Below are 17,719 nucleotides of genomic sequence, written 5' to 3'. Positions count from 1 at the left end.
TGCACCCAAAATACTGTTGCCAAACTCCAAAGCATTCCGACCATTTCTTTTCTCAACCAAAGGCAAAAAAACATGTATAATTTTTGATTGGATAAACTTCAGCCTTACGTTGACCGATACCCCACACCAAATCCATAAGGAGGAATCGATTTTGATGTTCTTCTGCCGTTCCTGTTCGTCCCGTCCCGGAGCCCTGCGTTTGAGGGGCAGAATGCTCCTGAGCATTTTGTCCGTCGTATTCGTCATCTTTTCCGCCGTCATCGCCTACGTGGCCGTGTCCTCCTCGGCCAAGGTATCGCGCGACGCCGAGGCCCTCACCCTGGCCTCCTCCAAGGCGGCCGCGCTCACCATCACGGACACGTTCACGAGCAACATCAATATCCTGACGACGATCGCAGGCGCCATCCCCCGTATCGACAGCAGCTTGGGAAGCGCTCGGAACACCGTGACCGCGTTGCTCGAGGCTGGGGTCCTCCAGAAACCCGAGATTGCCTCCATGTGGCTGGCCTTTGAGCCAGACGCCTTCGACGGCCGGGACAAGGACTTCATCGACGACGGGTGGTACGGCAAAACGGGGCAGTTCACCGCATCCTTCGTGGAGAGGGACGGCAAAGCCATCCGTACTCGCGACGTGACCCCGGAGACGATCTATGCTCCCGGCAGCGGAGATTACTATACCGTTCCCCTCAGAACGGGCGAGACCACCGTCGGCAACCCGCAGTTCTTCACCTTCGAAAACGGGACAAAGACCTTGATCACCAGTATCTCCGTCCCCATCAGAAACGCCAAGGACAAGCTCATCGGCGTCGTAGGCATCGACCTGGACTACGAGATCATCCAGGAGGAGCTGAAAAAACTCCGCATCATCAGCGACCGTGCAGCCATTATGCTGATGGACGACGACGGTTTTGTGATCTACGCCACTGTCGGTGACTACATCGGCCGGCAGCTTGGCGAGCTCATCCAGGGGCAGCCGAACGTCGACACGGTCCTTCGGAGCATCAAGGAGGGCAAGGAGTACTTCCAATACGCCCATTCCACCTCCACAAAGGGGACGGCACTGAAGACGTACACGCCGGTGCACCTCCCTCCCGCCAAGCAGACACTTTCCCTCAACGCCATGGTCCCGGTGGAGGACATGCTCTCGGAGTCCCGGGCCATGACCCGCAACACGATCCTGGCCGCCCTCCTGGGACTGCTCCTGATCTCCGGTGTGGTCTACTGGCTCACCGGGCGCATCCTTCGGCCCATCAATGCCTTCGGAGAGCTCCTGAAACGGGCCTCCACCCTCAACTTCTCGACCGATAACTCCAAGCTCTGGCTGTACGACTACAAGGACGAGATAGGCGACATGACCCGCAGCTACTCCCAGCTGAAGCACAGCATCGTGGACATGCTGCACAAGCTGAACGACCAGGCGCACAGCTTCGCCGATTCCGCCCAGAACCTCGCGGCCATCTCCGAGGAGGCCGTCGCCTCGATGGAGGAGGTCAAGGCCTCCGTCGACGAGGTAGCACGACTCTCCGAGGAGAACTCGAGCTCGTTGATGCGCACGAATACGGGCGTGGAGGAGGTCTCGCACGCCGCGACCGCCACGGCCCAGTCCGCAGAGGAGGGCGCGGGCATCGCCGCACGCACCGCCGACCTGACCGAGAAGGCCACCGTGGAGGTGAACGAGGCGGTCGAGAAGGTCCGTCAGGCCGGAGAGCGTTCCCGTACCGGCGGGGAGTCCATCCGCAAGGTCAACGGCTCCGTGGAGTCCATCGCCGGGTTCGTCTCCACCATCACGGGCATCGCCGACCAGACGAACCTGCTGGCCCTGAACGCGGCCATCGAGGCCGCACGGGCCGGAGAAGCGGGACGAGGCTTTGCGGTCGTCGCCGAGGAGGTGCGCAAGCTGGCGGAGGAGTCCGGACACGCCGCCCAGGAAATCCAGAAGCTCATCGCGGGCCTCGAGGGCGACGCCGACAAGGCGAGCTCGGTCGTTCGCGACCTCGAGACCCTGCTCGACGAGACGGTGCGGAAATCCGGCGAGGCCCAGGAGAGCCTGAGGAAAAGCCTCGACGAGGTCAACGCTTTGAGTGGACACATGCAGACCATCGCGGCCGCGGCGGAGGAGCAGGCGGCCTCGAGCAGCGAGATGGCCGAGTCCATCGGGCTGGTGACCGGCGCGACGTCGGAGGTGGGCGATACGCTCGAGAACATCAAGCGCGCCACGACGGATACCGCCACGGCCAGCGAGAACGTGGCCGGAGAGGCCCAGAGGATGACCGAGGGCGTCGCGCGCTTGGAGGAACTGCTCGGCCTCTTCCGGTATGACGGCAAGGGGGAGGGGACCGAGCCCCGGGGCGCCCTGCCCCCGTCCAAAGGCTGACTCCCGGCGGTACGAAACCAACTTGACGCCAGGTAAAAAGAGAGAGGCCTGCCCCTTATTCAACGGGGGCAGGCCTCTCTCTTTTTATCTGGGGTCACAATTTCGTGTAGACCGCCCCTCCCGGCATCAGGCGACTGCGCATCAGCGAGAAACCGGCGCAGCTCCAGGAAAAGGACGGCACGCTCCGGAACGCCTCCAGCAGGGCGGGGGGCGGAGGCGACCCGTCCGACCGCGCCAGGGTCAGGTGCGGCTTGAAAGGGCGCTCCTCCCTGGCTATCCCCAGGGCGAACAGGGCGTCGTCCACCCGCCGCGCCAGGTCCGTCAGCTCGGTCATTCCGCGGTCCCCGGCCAGCCAGAGCGCACGCGGCCGGTCCAGGTTGGGAAAGGCCCCGGCTCGGTTCAGCTCGATCTCGAACGGCTCGACATTCACCTCTGCAAGCCCGAGACGGACGCGATCGACGGCGGACGGCGGCAGTTCGCCCAGAAAGCGCAGCGTGACATGGAGCTGCGCCTGCGTCACCCAGCGGCAGCGCGCCAGAGGACGCAGACGGTCCAGCAGGCGCTCCATATCCCGCGCAACCGACTCGGGCGGCAGCACCGCGACGAAGGCCCGGATCCGATCCTCGACATCAGGCACGGTCCAGTGCCTCCAGGATCGGGATGACGCCGCTCAGGGAGTCCACCCGCCCGTAGAGGAGGGGCTCCACCTCGGGGATCGGCGGAAGCAGGTCCGGGATCATCACCGGGCGCATCCCCGCCGCATGGGCCGCTTTGATGCCGTTGTAGGAGTCCTCCAGGACCACGCAGTCCGCGGGCGTGGCGCAAAGCTCGGAGGCGGCCTGAAGAAAGATGTCGGGGGCCGGCTTGCTCCGAGCCACCCGGTCGCCGGTGACGATCGCGTCGAAGGAATGCCCCAGATCGGCGTGCGCCAGGTAAAAATCGACAAATCGCCGTTCGCTGGACGTGGCTATGGCCGTCCTCAGCGCCTTTCCTCTCAGCCAGGCAAGCAATTCCCGAAGCCCGGGCTTTTCGGGCATGCCGTTCCGTTCGATCTGAGCGAAGGCCCACGCCACCCGGTCCGCCCGTACGGCGTCGAAATCGAAACCGGGCCCGAAGTGCTCGGTCATCAGGCGCCGAGTGGTGGCAAGATTGGCGCCGATGTGGCCGTACACGACCTCCTCCGTCATCTCGTAGCCATGCCGGCGTCCGGCTTCCATCCAGCCCTTCATGTTCAGGGCCTCCGTGTCGAACATCAATCCGTCCATATCGAAGATAACCGCAGCGATCAACCGCCTCAGCCCGCCTTTCCCCTTGAAGGTGCGAAAGGAAACGCCCGGAAGGTCCGAGCCCTTTCCCAAGCCTTCATTATAGCGCGTCCTGCCCGCTGGCTCAGCGGCCCGTCAGGCCCTCAGCTCTTGTACGCCTCCGGGATGACGTGAAAATCCTTATCCCCGCGGCCCGAGAGGTTGACCAGGACCGTCTCGTTTTTCTCGAGCCCCGGCAGGACGCGCAGGGCATAGGCCAGCGCGTGGCTGCTCTCGAGCGCAGGCAGGATGCCCTCCCTGCGGCAGAGGGTACGGAAGGCCGAGAGCGCCTCCTCGTCGCTGACCCGCTCGTAGCGCGCACGTCCCGTGTCCTTCAGGTGGGCGTGCTCCGGCCCCACACCGGGGTAGTCGAGCCCCGCGGAGATGGAGTGGACCGGAGCGGCCTCTCCGGCCCCGTCCGTAAGGACGTAGCTTCGGAACCCCTGAAAGACCTTCGGGGCACCGAAGGCAAGCGTCGCCGCATGGTCGCCCAGCTTGCCCGTCCCCCGCCCGTCCGGCTCGACCCCGACCAGGCGCACCTCGGAGTCCTCCAGGAAGCCCGAGAAGAGGCCGATGGCGTTGCTGCCGCCCCCCACGCAGGCCACGGCGAAGTCCGGAAGGCGTCCCGTGCGCTCCAGAAACTGTTCCCGTGCCTCGCGGCCGATGACGCTCTGAAACTCCCGGACGATGGAGGGATACGGGTGCGGCCCCACGGCGGAGCCCAGAAGGTAGAACGTGTCCGGCTCCGAGACATAGACGTCCAAGGCCTTGTCCACGGCCTCCTTGAGGGTCTGCTGTCCGTCGGTCACCGCCACGACGCGGGTCCCCATCGCCCGCATCCGCTCGACGTTGGGCCTCTGCCGCTCCACGTCCACGGCCCCCATGTACACCGTGCAGTCCATCCCGAAGAGCGCGGCCGCCATCGCGCTGGCCGTCCCGTGCATCCCCGCGCCCGTCTCCGCGATGACGCGCTTCGCCCCCATACGCTTGGCCAGCAGAATCTGACCGATGCAGTTGTTGATCTTGTGGGCTCCGCTGTGGTTCAGGTCCTCCCGCTTCAAAAAGAGGCGCCCCCCGCCCAGATCTTTCGAGATGTTGCGGCACTCCGTCAGCGCCGTGGGACGACCGACAAAGTCCTTGAGCAGCCGAAGGTACTCCCGCTCGAACGAAGGATCCGCCATGGCGTCCCGGAAGGCCTCCGCCAGACCGTCCAGGCGCTTCTTCAGGGGATCGGGGATGAACTGACCGCCGTACTCTCCGAAAAATCCCGTGCTCATAGCTTCTTTTTCACAGTGCGTCATCTTCTTCGTCCTCCCTTTGAAATGAAAAAGCTCGGGGCCTGAATCGGCCCCGAGCAGGTTCGCTCTCTGAAACGGGTATAAAAGGGCCGGAGGGTTTCATTGTCCCCTCCGGCCTCCAAGCGCTGGTCTCACTTAGGATACGTACGGACAGAGGGCAGCTTTCAGGGCTGCCACCACCACATGCCGATATTCTCAAGCCGCACCGTTATCCTGTCCATGGTCTTCATCATCCTCATCGAATTCGCCCTAGTCGAAACAACCTTTGGAGGAAGAATAGCACCCCGCCACAAAGGTGTCAAGACGCCCGGCGCGCTTGGGCTCCTTCGCGCCGCCTCCATATCGCCGCGGGCAGGAGAACCGCTCCGGCCAGCCAGAAATTCGCAACACCGGCATCGCACCCCCCGCCTCCCGAACGCGCGCCGGGCCCCTGCGGCGAGGAGGGAGGCGGGGGCTCCGGGAGGGGTTTGGGGTCAGGCAATGGGGACGGCCACGGATCCGGGTCCGGCTGCGGATTCGGTCCCGGCTCTGGGGCAGGTCCCGGCTGCGGCGTCGGCCCTGGCTTCGGCGCCGGCCCCGGGGCTGGAAACTGGTGGTGATGCGCGCTCAGCCAGTCGAGAGAGCCCTTCAGGTTGAGGAGCCCGTGTGCGGAGAGCTTTTGTCCCCCCGGATTGGCGTTGCGGTACGGTCCCTTGTTGTCATAGGGTGCGGCCACGGGGTTGACGCCCGCCTTCGCCCCGTTGAGAATGGCGGCCTTGATTGCGTCCGCACCCACAGAGGGGTACTTCGACACCAGCAACCCAGCCGCCCCAGCCACATGAGGAGCGGCCATGGAGGTGCCCGAATCGGCCTCGTACAGGCCATAGGGGATCAATCGGTGGGGAGGGAGAACCCCCGGAGGGGTCGTGCTGTAGATATCCACCCCGGGAGCCACGACATCCACCTTTGTCTGGCTCCAGTTGGAGAAGGAGGCCGCGCTTCCGTTCCGCCCCACCGCTCCCACGACGACCATGTTTTTGAGGCCGACGAAGGAGGCGGGATAGCAGTAGTCCCCCTTCCGGAACCTGCCGAGCTTCAGGGGATCGTCGAACGGCGCGGGCCTGCCGACCTCCAGCCCCTCGTTTCCGGCCGCAACGACGATGAGCGTTCGGTTCGTATCGTCCAGAACCTTGTAGGCCCGCCATTCCACGGAAAGGGCCTTCATATCCTCGGGGGCCTGGTCGGCATATCCCCCCAGGGACAGGTTGACCGCCGCGATCTTCATCCCGGGATCGCTCCCGAGCATGGCGAGCAGGTCGTCGATCGCCTGCACGATCTCGGCGGACGATCCCTCGCCATAAGCGTTCAGCACCTTGCAGGCGATGATCCGGACCTTCCAATTGACGCCCGCAACACCCTTCCCGTTATCGCCTATGGCCCCGATGATGCCGCTCACGTGGGTCCCGTGCCCCATGTCGTCCTCGTAGCTGTCCAAAGCCGAAAGGTAATTGCGGCTTCTGGCGGCATCGACGTTGGCCCCCAGGTCCTCGTGTCCGCTCGCGATTCCCGTGTCCAGCACCGCGACGTGAATGGCGGCATCCCCCGTCGTTTCGAGCCACGCGAGAGGGGCGTCTATGTCCGCCATCCCCCAAAGCCTGCCGAAAAAAGGATCGCCGGGGACCTTGCCCGCAGCGCAGACCCTGCGGTTCGGAGAGGCGGCAAGGACGTTGTCGTTTGTCCTCAGCGAGGCGATCAGCTGCTCGGTGGTCCTGCCCTCCGCGCGCACCAGAACGAAGACCTCGTCGGCGGCCTCGGAAAGCGCCCCGAAGGTCCTGACGACCCGCGCCCCCGACGCGGCGGCTACCGAGGCCGCACGGTACTGAGCCGTCCCGTGCATGGACGAAAAGCGCGTCAAACGATCTCCCTCCGCGTTTCGCAACAGGACGAGAGCCTCGCCCGCACGCTCGATTTCCGCTTCCGACGGTCCCGAAGTCGAAAACACGAGCAGACAGCAGAAGATCAGAGCATTCAGCTTTCTCATCAAGAATGAAACACTCCCCAGCGTTTCGTCCGTCTGCGGATGAATGGCCCCGGGCTGCGTCGGCACCCCAGCGCAGAAAAGCGCCGGGACGAAGAGCAAGAACACCCCCGCTCCGACCGCGGCCACCCCTCCGCCCTCGGCGGAAAGGCCGATCGGACGGCATGATTAAGAGATCTGCACGGAAAATATTGTACCACTTTTGCCCCACCCGGAAATCCCTGCAGGGCACGATCTCCAACGAAAAGTCCGGGCGATCCCGCGGAAGCCGTGGACGAAGCGGGGAAACAAAAACGTCTCCGCGGCAAGGGAGGCTACTCGACGGCCCCCTCCGCCGCCAGGGCCGCATCCATGACGGACTCGAGACGCGGCTCCGTCCTCTGCCAAATCACGGCGACGCCGAACCAGGTCAGAAGGAGCGCGACGATCGGGTTCAGCCAGTTGAGAAAGCAATAGGGGGCGTAGGCCAGGGTCGGGACGCCCAGAACGGCCGAGACGTACACACCGCAGGTGTTCCAGGGAACGAGGACGGACGTCATGGTCCCGCTGTCCTCGAGCGAGCGGGAGAGCATCACGGGCGCCAGTTTGCGGCCGTCCCAGGAGCGCTCCTCGAAGGCCCTGCGGAACATGCGGCCCGGTACGATGATCGCCAGGTACTGTTCGCTCAGGAAGACGTTGGCGATGAAGGACGACCCGATCACGGAGGCGACGAGCCCGAACACGGACCGGACGCGGCGCATCAGGGCCTCCAGGATGGCGTCCAGGAATCCGCACATCTCCATGATGCCGCCCAGGGAGAGCGCGACGACGATCAGGCAGATCGTCTCCAGCATCGAGGTCATGCCCCCGCGGGTGAAGAGCTGGGTCAGGAGACGGCCGACCTCGGAGAACGCGGCCGGATCGGTCGACGCGGAGAGGAACGCCCCGGCCCCGGAGGCCGCCTCCCGAACGGCCTCGGGGGTGACGGCGGCGGCGAAGGCGCCCAACTGAGTCGGCTCATAGCCGGAGAAAAGGACGTTCATGGCCTCGCGAAGCGACGCGCCCTGAGTCAGGGAGAGGAGCACTCCCGCACAAAGCCCCGCCACGATTCCGGGTATGGCGGGAACCTTCAGCAACGCCATGACCAGGATCACCGCGGGGGGAACGAAGCCCCAGGCGGAGATGCGGAATTCCGCCGACATCATGCTCTGGATCAGTCCGACGCGGCTGTTGTCCATGTCCTGGGCGGCATTGCCCATGAGGAGCGAAATTCCCACGGTGATCAACAGCGTGGGAACGGTCGTCCACATCATTGCGCGGATGTGTTCGAAAAGCTCGCTGCCGGAGACCGCGGGGGCGAGATTGGTGGTGTCGGACAGCGGCGACATCTTGTCCCCGAAATAGGCGCCCGAGATGATGAATCCGGCGGATACGGGCAGAGGGAGCCCGAGTCCGGCGCTGATGCCGATGAGGGCCACGCCCACGGTGCTGCTCGTGGTCCAGCAGCAGCCCGTCGCCAGGGAGACCACGATGCTGATGAGGAGTGCCGCACAGTAAAAGTAATGGGGATTCATGATGTCGAGCCCGTAGTAGATCATGGTGGCCACCACGCCGCTGTGGATCCACGAGCCGACCAGACAGCCTACGAGCACGAGGATCAGAATGGCCTGGATGGAGACCTGAATGGCGGCGCAGATGCCGCGCTCCAGCTCGAGCCAGGAGACCTTGAGGACGAGAACCCCGACCAGCGCGGCGAAGGCCGCCGCGAAGAGCAACGGGACCTGGGCCGGGAGGCCCAGACCGATACGAAGGCCCGACTCCAGCTGGATGTCGACCACCCCGAAGCTGACGATCAACGCACAGACAAGCAAAACGACAATGGCCGCAAAAAGCCCCGGCCGACGGCACGACGGCGCCACTTCACATTCCCCCCACACCGCGAAATAGTTTGATGCTCGGTACTGCCGCTTCGCCTATTCCCGGACAGGTTGCCTCAGCGCGAGAGGAATGTTTTGCTTTTGGTCTTTGCCGGCTTACTTCGAAGCTGGGCAAACATTTTAGGGCATTTCGGGGAAAATGCAAGCCGCTTCGGCCAGCGGCTGAAAATGCAGAATGCCCCCAGGACCGCATTCGCTATGGCGTCCGGGCAAGCCCCCGTCGATATTCCGCAACGCCGCCACGAGACGCGCCAGGAGGGCGCAACGGGAGTTGCCCTTTGCGATACTCGCCCGACGCATTTCGCCCGCAGAACCGCAAATGTCGCCAAACGGACGGCGATGAATCTCCGCGGGCGCAGTCCAGGTTCCCGCTCCCGGGAAGTCCAGGAAGCCGCTTTCGACCGGCGCGACGTTTTTTTCTTGCCGAGCCTTTCCTCTTCGCGCGCCAGCGCCCTTTTCATTGACAAAAGCCCGCTCTCGTGAGATAAAATGTCCCAGCGAAACGCTTTGTTCACAGGCTGCTTTCCTCATCGGCGGAGAAGCCGCCGCTCTCGACGGGCGCCATTTTCCGGACGGAAGCCCCGAGACAGCGTTCGTCCTTCCTCCGTTCACGTGAGAAAAATCCAGCGGATGACGGTCTTACCTCAAGGTAGGGCAGTTGTCCGTTTTTTGTTCTCGGGAACACACCTAAGAGGAGAGGATCGTTCATGATAATCACCGAGATGAGTCTGGGCACGCTGTCCATCCCCCTCAAAAAACCTTTCAGGACGGCGCTTCGAAGCACCGACGTCGTGACCACGAACATCGTGGCGCTCGCGACGGATTCGGGTACCGTCGGCTACGGCGAGGCCCCCCCCACCGCGGCCATCACCGGGGATACCGACGGGTCGATCGCCTGCACGCTCGCCACGCGGATCGCCCCGGCGCTGCTGGGCCGCGACGTGAGCGAGCTGCACGACGCCCTGACGGCCGTCGAGCGTTCCGCGGTGGGCAACACCTCGGCCAAGGCGGCCGCGGACATCGCCCTGCACGACCTCTGGGGCAAGCTCTGCGGACAGCCCCTATACCGCCTCTGGGGGGGGACGAAGCGAACCTTTGCGACCGACTACACCATCAGCCTGAACGCGCCGGACGAGATGGCGAGGGACGCCGCCGAGGCGGTCCGCGACGGTTACGACGCGCTGAAGATCAAGGTGGGGGTCGACTTCCGCCTGGACATGGAGCGGATCGGCGCCGTGCGCAGGGAGGTGGGGCCGGACGTTCTGCTCCGGGTCGACGCCAACCAGGGCTGGACGCCGAAGGAGGCGATCCGCATCATCCGCCATATGGAGGACGAAGGGCTGGACATCGAGCTGGTCGAACAGCCGGTGGCCCGCCACGACGTCGAGGGGCTGAAGCGGGTGACCGACGCCGTCGACACGATCATCCTGGCCGACGAGTCCGTCTGTTCCCCGCGCGACGCGATACGCCTGATCGCGATGCGCGCCGCGGACATGCTCAACATCAAGCTGATGAAGAGCGGCGGGCTCTCGGGCGCCCTGAGGATCTGCGCCATGGCCGAGTCGGCCGGAATGGAGTGCATGATCGGCGCCATGATGGAGAGCAAGGTCTCCGTCACGGCCGCAGCCCATCTGGCGACGGCACGCCGGGTCGTGACCAAGTACGACCTGGACCCGCCGATCCTCTGCGCCTCCGATCCCGTGAAGGGGGGTGTGCGCTACGACGGAGCCGTCCTGAGCCTCACCGATGCCCCGGGACTGGGCATCGATGCGGTCGAGGGCGTGGACTGGAAAGAGAGCGTCAAGGGATAGCCGGCGGGGAGCTTGCAGGCGTCGTTTTTGGGATCGATTCGGGAAAGGGAGGAATTTGTCCATGGAAGCTGCGGCATCGCCGTCCCTGTGGGGACTGCTGCCTTTGGTGCTCTATATCGCGCTCTGTTTCAGCCGGTACGGCCAGATCTTCGCCGTGCTCGTCGGAATCCTGTCCGCGGCCGTCATCGGCGGGCACGGGATCATGGAGGTGGCCCAGGGGATTCGCGGAGGGCTGGGGTCCTTTCTGGGCTACATCGGGATGATCATCCTCCTGGGCGGAGGCTTGGGCCAGGTCCTCAAGCGCACGGGGGTCGTCCACATTCTCGTGACGATGGTGACCAGCCGGATGAAGGTCGACTCCGAGCGCAAGGCCTTCGCCGTGGTCATGATCTGCTCGGTCGTCATCGTGAGCCTGCTCGGCACCATGGCGGGGGGCAACGCGATTCTGGCCCCCATCCTGATCCCCATCGCGGCGTCCGTGGGCGTCACCCCCAACGCCATGGCCGTGCTGCTGCACGGCGCCGGGGCGACGGGGCTGTTCCTCGGGCCCTTCACCCCGCCGATGGTCGCCCTGATGGAATTCACCGGGCTCTCCTACCCCCAGGTGCTCCTGAACGCCGGGATCCCGGTCTCCGTCATCATGTGGATCACCACGTTCATCTGGGCCGGCGTGGTGCAGAGAAGGTACCGCGGCAGGAACAGCTACGAGGCAACGGAGGGGACGGCGGTCGCCACACATCCCGCGGACCCGCGCACGGCCTCGCGCGCCGCGGCCGTGTTCCTCGTCTCGATGGTGACCTTGGTCGGGTACGGGATCGCCATAGGCGGCGGCTCGACCTTCGTGCTGCCGATCATGGGCGTCACCGCGTTTCTGACCGGGATCGCCGGCAAGCTCGGGGTCACGGAGATCATCGACGCGATCTGTGAGGGCGCCAAGAACCTGATCTGGCTTTTCTTCTTCTTCGTCCTCCTGGATCCGTTCATCAACTTCATCTCCGCGGCCGGGGCCTTCGAGGCCATCTCCCGGTTCCTGGCCCCCTACGTGCAGGAGAGCAGCAGCGCCGCCTTCGTCGCCATGACGACCCTCGTGGGCGTCTTCGGCGTTCCCGGGGCCGCGGTGGCCCAGGCGGAGGTGCTGAACAAGATGTTCCTGCCCCTGGCCCGGTCGATGAGCATCCCCATGACCGTCTGGGTCATCGTGCTGCTGGTGGGGTCCCAGATGACCTCCTTCGCGATCCCCGAGGGCGACATGCAGGGACAGATGGGCCTGGCCCGGTCCGACGACCTCAAGTCGGTGCTCTGCAACGGCTGGCTGATCGTCCTCTTCACCACGATCTACGCCCTGCTGCGAGGGTATCTGCTTTGAGCTCCGTGAGGGGCTGGACGGAGGAACTGGAGCGGACCTGCCTCGATTTTCCGGCCGTCGCCTCGGTTTTCGTCCTGGAGCCTGCGGGAGGGGAGACGTTCGGGCACCGCGCGGACGAGCGTCTTCCCTCCGCCAGCCTCATCAAGCTCTTCGTCCTCTGGCATCTTTTCGAGCGCGCCGACTCCGGGGATCTCGACCTCCTCGAGGAGACGACCCTTTCCCCGGGTGCCGTGGCCGAGGGAGGCGTGCTGCACCGCGCCTCCCCGGGAGCACGCCTGCGCCTGGAGGACCTGGCGCTTCTGATGCTCTCGGTGAGCGACAACACGGCGACGAACGCCCTGATCGATCGGCTGGGCATCGACGCCGTGAACGCGTCCATCCGGCGTCTGGGCTGCATCAAGACGGTTCTGGGAAGAAAGATGCTGGATTTCGAGGCGCGGCGGCGGGGACTTGACAACTACACCTGTGCCCGAGAGGTGGGGGAACTGCTGGCGCGGATCGCGCAGCGCGGAGGGCGCATGCTGGACCTCCTGTCGGTCCAGAAGAACGTCGGAAAGCTTCCCGCGGAGATCCCCTTCGAGGACGCCGACGACCTGGAGCCCCTTCTGGCGCACAAGACGGGCGAGCTTCCGGGCCACGAGCACGACGCCGGCATCCTCTTCCACCGCTCCGACCGGCCCGTGATCGTGGCAGCGCTGACCGCCGGCCTGCCCGACCGCCTCTCGGGATGCCGCCTCTGCGCCCGCGTCGGCGGCATCGTCTACGAACGCTTCAAACGACCATGAAAAAATTTCGGAGGTGACGGAATGATTACCAGTGGTTTCATGTACATCGCGTCCCTGACGCTGTTCGCGGGGATCGTGGCCAGCCTGGAGATGAGGTACAAGGACACGGCGTTCTTCAAATACGTTCCCACGCCGGTCGTCCTCTACATCGGCTGCATGATCTTCGCGACGTTCGACCTGTGGGCGGGCAACGACGAGATCCGAACGGCCTACCGGACCGTGCGGGGGCACATCATCCCCGCGATGATCTTCGTCATGCTTCTGCGCTGCGACATCAAGAAGATCCTGCGGCTGGGGCCGCGGATGCTGCTGGGCTTCTTCTGCGCCACCTTCACCATCATGGCGGGGTTCGGCGTGATGTTCCACTTCATGAAGGGCGGCTTCGCCCCGGAGGCCTGGAAGACCTTCGGCGCCCTCGCGGGCAGCTGGATCGGCGGGACGGCCAACATGGTCGCCATCCAGGGGGCGCTCGGCATCGACGACTCGGCGATGGGCTACACGCTGCTCATCGACAACGTCAACTACTCCATCTGGGTGATCCTGCTGTTGGCGACCGTTCCCCTGGCCCACGCGTTCAACCGGTGGACCCGATCGGACACGCACCTGATCGACGAGCTCGGCACCCAGCTCGCCGCGAACCAGGAGAGGGCCCGGACCAACATCGAGGCCGCGGACATCGCGCTCCTGTTCGGGCTGGGGTTCATGGCCTCCGCCGTCGCCTCGGCCTCCGCCGCCATACTTTCGCCCAAGCTCATCGAGGCCTTCGGCAAGAGCGACTTCCTGTCCGTCAGCACCCTGTCGGTGGTGATCGCCACGATTCTGGGCATCGTCTGCGCCATGACGCCCCTGGGAAGGGTGCCGGGCAGCCCGCAGGTCTCCATGTCCCTGCTCTATCTGATGATCTGCCTCATCGCCTCCCGGGCCAGCTTCAAGGAGCTGACGGACGCCCCGTACTACCTGATGGCGGGCTTCTTCATCCTTGCGGTCCACGCCGTCCTGATGGCCGTTCTGGCCAAGATCTTCCGCCTGGACCTCTTCACCTGCGCCACGGCGAGCCTGGCCAACATCGGCGCGGTGGCGTCCGCCCCGCTGGTCGCGGCGGCCTACAAGGAGACGCTCGTGCCCATCGGCGTCCTGATGGCCCTGATGGGCTACGTCTTCGGGACATTCGGCGGGCTGGCCGTCGCCAAGATGCTCGCCCTGATCGCGGGCGTCTGATCCTCGGGATGCGGACCGCAAAAGGACATCTTTCCCGGCGTTCCCAGCAGTCGCCCGGGAGGGGACGATGAACAGGGCGGCCCTTCCCGGGACGCCCTGCCGTTCCGGCCGCCGGGCCGTCGTGACCTCCCCCGTGGCCCCCACGCTGTACGGCGGCGAGCGGGACGACGAGGTGCTCTACGGCATGGTCGGGGAGATTTTGAAGGACAAGGACGAAAAGGGCCTCTACTCGGTCCGGATGCAGTACGGCTACGAGACCCTGATCGAGGAAACGTACCTCGGGATCGTCTCGAAGGCCGAGGCCGACGCATGGCGCGAGTCCGCAGCGCACCAGGTGATCGCCCCCTTCGCCGACGTGCTTCCCGGCCCGGACACCACGGCCTATCCGCCGCTCGTCACCCTGCCGCGCGGGGCGGTCCTGAGGGTCGGGCCCCCCGACTCCGAGGACGCCCGCTGGCTCCGGGCCGAGCTCTTTGGCGGGGCCGCGGGCTGGATCCGCAGGGAGATGGTGCGCCCCGTCAGGACGTGGGGCGCCCTGGACGAGGCGCAGACCCGCGCGAACCTGGGCGCGGACGCCCGGCTTTACCTCGGGACGAGCTACCGCTGGGGCGGCAAGACGCCCTACGGCGCGGACTGCTCCGGGTTCACGTCCATGGTCTACAGGCTGAACGGGCTCGACATCTACCGGAACTCCCGTCCCGAGGCGGGCTACCCGATCGCCCTGATGCACCTGGAGGGCGCGTCCGACGACCGGCACACGCCGGAGACCCTGGCCCGGGCGAAGCCGGGCGATCTGATCTTCTGGAACGGGCACGTCGGGCTCTACCTGGGGGACGGAAGGTACATCCACGCCAACGGCGCCTCCTACGACACCCGGATCAACTCCCTGCTCCCCGGCACGCCGGACTATCGCGAGGACCTCGCCAGGCCGTCGGCGATTTACGCCTGGGGCACGGCCTATCCCGAGAGGCCCGAGGAGATCGTGGTGAGGGATTTCTACGCCCTCCCCTTCGTCTCGGAGGATGTCACGGGGTACCGCTTCTACGTCCGTGCGGACGGCTACGCCCCCAACCGGGCGATCCTCTACCCCGAGGGCAGGGACGGGCCGGCCGTCGAGATCGGCAGGACGCGCCGCATGCTCTACGACGCGCCGAAATCGACCCACAAGGACGTCCCGACGTACTTCTATACCAAGCCCGGAAGCTATCGCCCCGCCATCGTGCTGGTGAACGACGCCGGCTGGCGCCCCGACGGAAAGACCATCGACAGCGGCCTCGTCGAGATGGCCCGTCCCATCGTCGTGCCGCAGCGCTGAGAGCCCGGGAGGCCCCCCGAAGCGAACTCATAATTGAAGAACGGGGTGCGCAAGAGACCTTTTGCGCACCCCGTTCCTTTTGGCCCTTTTTCCGGCCAAGCCGGGGGCCCCTCCCCTTGACGCGGAGGAAACCCCGCGATAGAATATCTTTAATTCAAGATATTGGGAGCGGCATAAGATGCATGAAAACTTCCGTTTGCTGGAGTCCCTGATGAGGAGCAGCGAGTGCCTGAAGCGACGGATTGCCTTGCTGGCGGAGGCGCACTGTCTGGGGCTGACGGAGTTCGGCGTTCTGGAGGCGCTGAGCGCCCTGGGACCACAGCCCATCCAGTGCATTGCGGAGCGCATCCTGGTTACGAGCGGGAGCATGACGTATATCGTGGACAAGCTGGTCGGGAGGGGGTTGATCCTCCGAGCTCCCTGCGAGCGCGACCGCAGGATCTGCTACCTGAACCTGACGGAGGACGGGGAACGTCTCCTGGCGGAGCTGATGCCGGAGCACGATGGGGTGATTGAAGATTTTTTCGGAGGTTTGGAGGATGTTGAGAAAATGGTACTGATCGGGCTCCTGCGGCGACTTTACTGAACGGGCCGCAACCCGAAGCGCTATAGACGACCGTTGTACTTTTTGTGTGCTGTTGTACAGGGAGGATTTCATCATGTCGGGCTTCAGAACGATCGAACAGAGTTTCAGAGGAGCGTCCCCTCATTGGGTCGGCGACGGTTTTTGGGTGAACCAGTACTTCCCCACGGGCAGGGGGCAGGAATTCTTTCAGAGATTTTCGCCGTTTCTGCTGCTGGACTACAACGCGCCCCGCTACTTCGAGCCGACGTCTGTTCCGGTAGGCGTGGGAGCGCACCCGCATCGTGGGTTCGAGACCGTAACCTTCGCCTTCGCCGGCAAGGTGGAGCATCACGACAACAAGGGCAACCGCGGAGTGATCGAACCCGGGGATGTGCAGTGGATGACCGCCGGTTCGGGAATCCTTCACAAGGAGTACCATGAGAGGGAATACGCCAAGCAGGGGCGCGTGTTTCACATGGTGCAGCTCTGGGTCAATCTTCCGCGCAAGGACAAGATGACCGCTCCCGACTACCAGGCCCTGGAGAAGAAGGACATGGGAAGCTACGCATTGCCGGAGGGCAAGGGAAGCGTATCGGTCGTTGCGGGTTCGGCCTTTGGCGTCAAGGGTCCGGCCAGGACCTTCTCCCCCATGAACGTCTACCGCGGAACTCTGAAGGAGGGGGGCGTTCTGGATTGCATGGAGCCCGCGGGCTTCAATACCGGGCTGCTGCTCATCGACGGAACGATCGAGATCAACGGGGACAAGCGATTCGAACACGGGGATTTCGTGCTGTTCTCGCACGAGGAGGGCGCCATTCGACTGAAGGGCGTAAGCGAAAGCGCATCCTTCCTTATGTTGAGCGGAGAGCCGTTGAACGAGCCCGTGGCGGCTTCCGGCCCCTTCGTGATGAACACGCTGGAGGAGGTGCACCAGGCGCACCGCGATTTCCAGAGCGGCATGTTCGGGGACTTGAATTTTTGATTGCCGTTGGCTGTTTTCCTCGAGAGGGGCCGGTTCTCCGGCCCCTCTCGTCATCGGGAGAATAAACGACGGAGGCGGCGTGCTTTGGGATCCGCCGCGTTCCCCGACACGAACGGCAGTGGAAAGGCGCTTGCCGGATCGGCCCCCTCGGGGGAAAATGTGTGCTCGGGAGGTGAGCCCTTATGGCGAAGGTTGCGTTGTTTCTGATCGACGGCTTCGAGGAGACGGAGGCCCTGACGACCGTGGACATCCTGCGGCGCGGGGAGGTGGACGTGACGACGGTCTCCCTCACGGGGAACGAGCGGGTGACGGGCAAGCATTCCGTCCCCGTCGTTGCGGACGCCCTGTTCGGGGACGTGAAGGACCGGACGTTCGACATGCTGGTGATCCCCGGCGGGACGATCGCCTACACCGATCACGCGGGCCTTCTGGAGCTGGTCAAGCGCTACGACGGCGAGAGGAAGCCTTTGGCCGCCATCTGCGCGGCCCCGGCGGTGTTCGGCAAGGCCGGAATTCTGAAGGGCAGGCGCGCCGTCTGCTACCCCGGCATGGAGTCCTGGCTGACGGGCGCTTCGGTCGGCACGGAGATCGTGGAGACGGACGGGCACGTCACGACCGCAAAGGGCCCTGCGGTGACGCCGTTCTTCGCGCTGCGCCTGCTGGAGCTCCTGAGGGGCAGGGACATCGCCGAACAGGTGGCGGAGGCGTTCCTTATCCCTTTGGTCCGTTGAGGCGGCTCAAGGCCGGAACACGGGAAAGTTTGAGGTG

Annotated in this window: 15 protein-coding genes; 9 read left to right on the top strand and 6 right to left on the bottom strand. The window is 64.9% G+C overall.

Features of this window, described 5'->3' with window-relative positions; all coding sequences use genetic code 11:
* The first annotated feature begins 154 nt into the window (after positions 1 to 154).
* A complete protein-coding gene (locus EII26_RS03830; RefSeq protein WP_148092541.1) occupies positions 155 to 2,374 on the top strand; it encodes a methyl-accepting chemotaxis protein in 2,220 nt (739 codons plus the stop codon).
* A 94-nt stretch (positions 2,375 to 2,468) separates the two neighbouring features.
* On the opposite strand, the gene thpR is transcribed toward EII26_RS03830, so the two are convergent.
* The 6 genes from thpR to EII26_RS13090 all read right to left on the bottom strand — a co-directional run bounded on the left by thpR (position 2,469) and on the right by EII26_RS13090 (position 9,440).
* Complete coding sequence (gene thpR / locus EII26_RS03825) at positions 2,469 to 3,011, bottom strand: RNA 2',3'-cyclic phosphodiesterase (protein ID WP_124887819.1); 543 nt, start codon at positions 3,009 to 3,011, stop codon at positions 2,469 to 2,471.
* Positions 3,004 to 3,663, bottom strand: coding sequence for an HAD family hydrolase (locus EII26_RS03820; protein WP_124887818.1), 660 nt, complete (start codon positions 3,661 to 3,663; stop codon positions 3,004 to 3,006). The genes thpR and EII26_RS03820 overlap by 8 nt, the downstream gene beginning before the upstream one ends.
* Positions 3,664 to 3,782: 119 nt before the next feature.
* Positions 3,783 to 4,955 carry a tryptophan synthase subunit beta gene (gene trpB, locus EII26_RS03815; protein ID WP_199735056.1) on the bottom strand — a complete coding sequence of 391 codons (1,173 nt, stop codon included), beginning with the start codon at positions 4,953 to 4,955 and terminating at the stop codon, positions 3,783 to 3,785.
* Between the two features lie 319 nt (positions 4,956 to 5,274).
* Entirely contained in the window at positions 5,275 to 6,996 is a 1,722-nt protein-coding gene (locus EII26_RS13600) for a S8 family serine peptidase (protein ID WP_124887816.1), read from the bottom strand.
* 311 nt (positions 6,997 to 7,307) lie between these two features.
* Positions 7,308 to 8,891, bottom strand: a complete 1,584-nt coding sequence (gene nhaC / locus EII26_RS03805) for a Na+/H+ antiporter NhaC (RefSeq protein WP_124887815.1) — start codon at positions 8,889 to 8,891, stop codon at positions 7,308 to 7,310.
* Positions 8,892 to 9,029: 138 nt separating this feature from the next.
* The gene (locus EII26_RS13090; protein WP_158612144.1) at positions 9,030 to 9,440 is read right to left on the bottom strand and encodes a hypothetical protein; all 411 of its coding nucleotides are present in this window, start codon (positions 9,438 to 9,440) and stop codon (positions 9,030 to 9,032) included.
* A 176-nt stretch (positions 9,441 to 9,616) separates the two neighbouring features.
* Here EII26_RS13090 and EII26_RS03800 point away from each other — a divergent pair, with 176 nt between their 5' ends.
* The 8 genes from EII26_RS03800 (at position 9,617) to EII26_RS03765 (ending at position 17,682) form a co-directional block, all read left to right on the top strand.
* Positions 9,617 to 10,720 (top strand): dipeptide epimerase, encoded by a 1,104-nt coding sequence (locus EII26_RS03800; RefSeq protein ID WP_124887814.1) that lies wholly within the window; start codon positions 9,617 to 9,619, stop codon positions 10,718 to 10,720.
* Between the two features lie 61 nt (positions 10,721 to 10,781).
* The gene (locus EII26_RS03795; RefSeq protein ID WP_124887813.1) at positions 10,782 to 12,086 is read left to right on the top strand and encodes a GntT/GntP/DsdX family permease; all 1,305 of its coding nucleotides are present in this window, start codon (positions 10,782 to 10,784) and stop codon (positions 12,084 to 12,086) included.
* Positions 12,087 to 12,091: 5 nt separating this feature from the next.
* Positions 12,092 to 12,871, top strand: coding sequence for a serine hydrolase (locus EII26_RS03790; RefSeq protein ID WP_124887846.1), 780 nt, complete (start codon positions 12,092 to 12,094; stop codon positions 12,869 to 12,871).
* Positions 12,872 to 12,892: 21 nt separating this feature from the next.
* Complete coding sequence (locus tag EII26_RS03785) at positions 12,893 to 14,089, top strand: DUF819 family protein (RefSeq protein ID WP_124887812.1); 1,197 nt, start codon at positions 12,893 to 12,895, stop codon at positions 14,087 to 14,089.
* A gap of 67 nt (positions 14,090 to 14,156) precedes the next feature.
* Positions 14,157 to 15,404 (top strand): C40 family peptidase, encoded by a 1,248-nt coding sequence (locus EII26_RS03780; RefSeq protein WP_124887811.1) that lies wholly within the window; start codon positions 14,157 to 14,159, stop codon positions 15,402 to 15,404.
* Positions 15,405 to 15,582: 178 nt separating this feature from the next.
* Positions 15,583 to 15,990, top strand: a complete 408-nt coding sequence (locus EII26_RS03775) for a MarR family winged helix-turn-helix transcriptional regulator (protein WP_124887810.1) — start codon at positions 15,583 to 15,585, stop codon at positions 15,988 to 15,990.
* Positions 15,991 to 16,063: 73 nt separating this feature from the next.
* A complete protein-coding gene (locus EII26_RS03770) occupies positions 16,064 to 16,951 on the top strand; it encodes a pirin family protein (RefSeq protein WP_124887809.1) in 888 nt (295 codons plus the stop codon).
* A gap of 182 nt (positions 16,952 to 17,133) precedes the next feature.
* The gene (locus tag EII26_RS03765; protein ID WP_124887808.1) at positions 17,134 to 17,682 is read left to right on the top strand and encodes a DJ-1 family glyoxalase III; all 549 of its coding nucleotides are present in this window, start codon (positions 17,134 to 17,136) and stop codon (positions 17,680 to 17,682) included.
* Positions 17,683 to 17,719: the final 37 nt, after the last annotated feature.

Source organism: Fretibacterium sp. OH1220_COT-178 (genome assembly GCF_003860125.1).
In the GTDB taxonomy this organism is placed as follows: domain Bacteria; phylum Synergistota; class Synergistia; order Synergistales; family Aminobacteriaceae; genus CAJPSE01.
The sequence above is the reverse complement of the archived record's forward strand: the minus strand, read 5'-3'. Positions and strand labels throughout refer to the sequence as shown.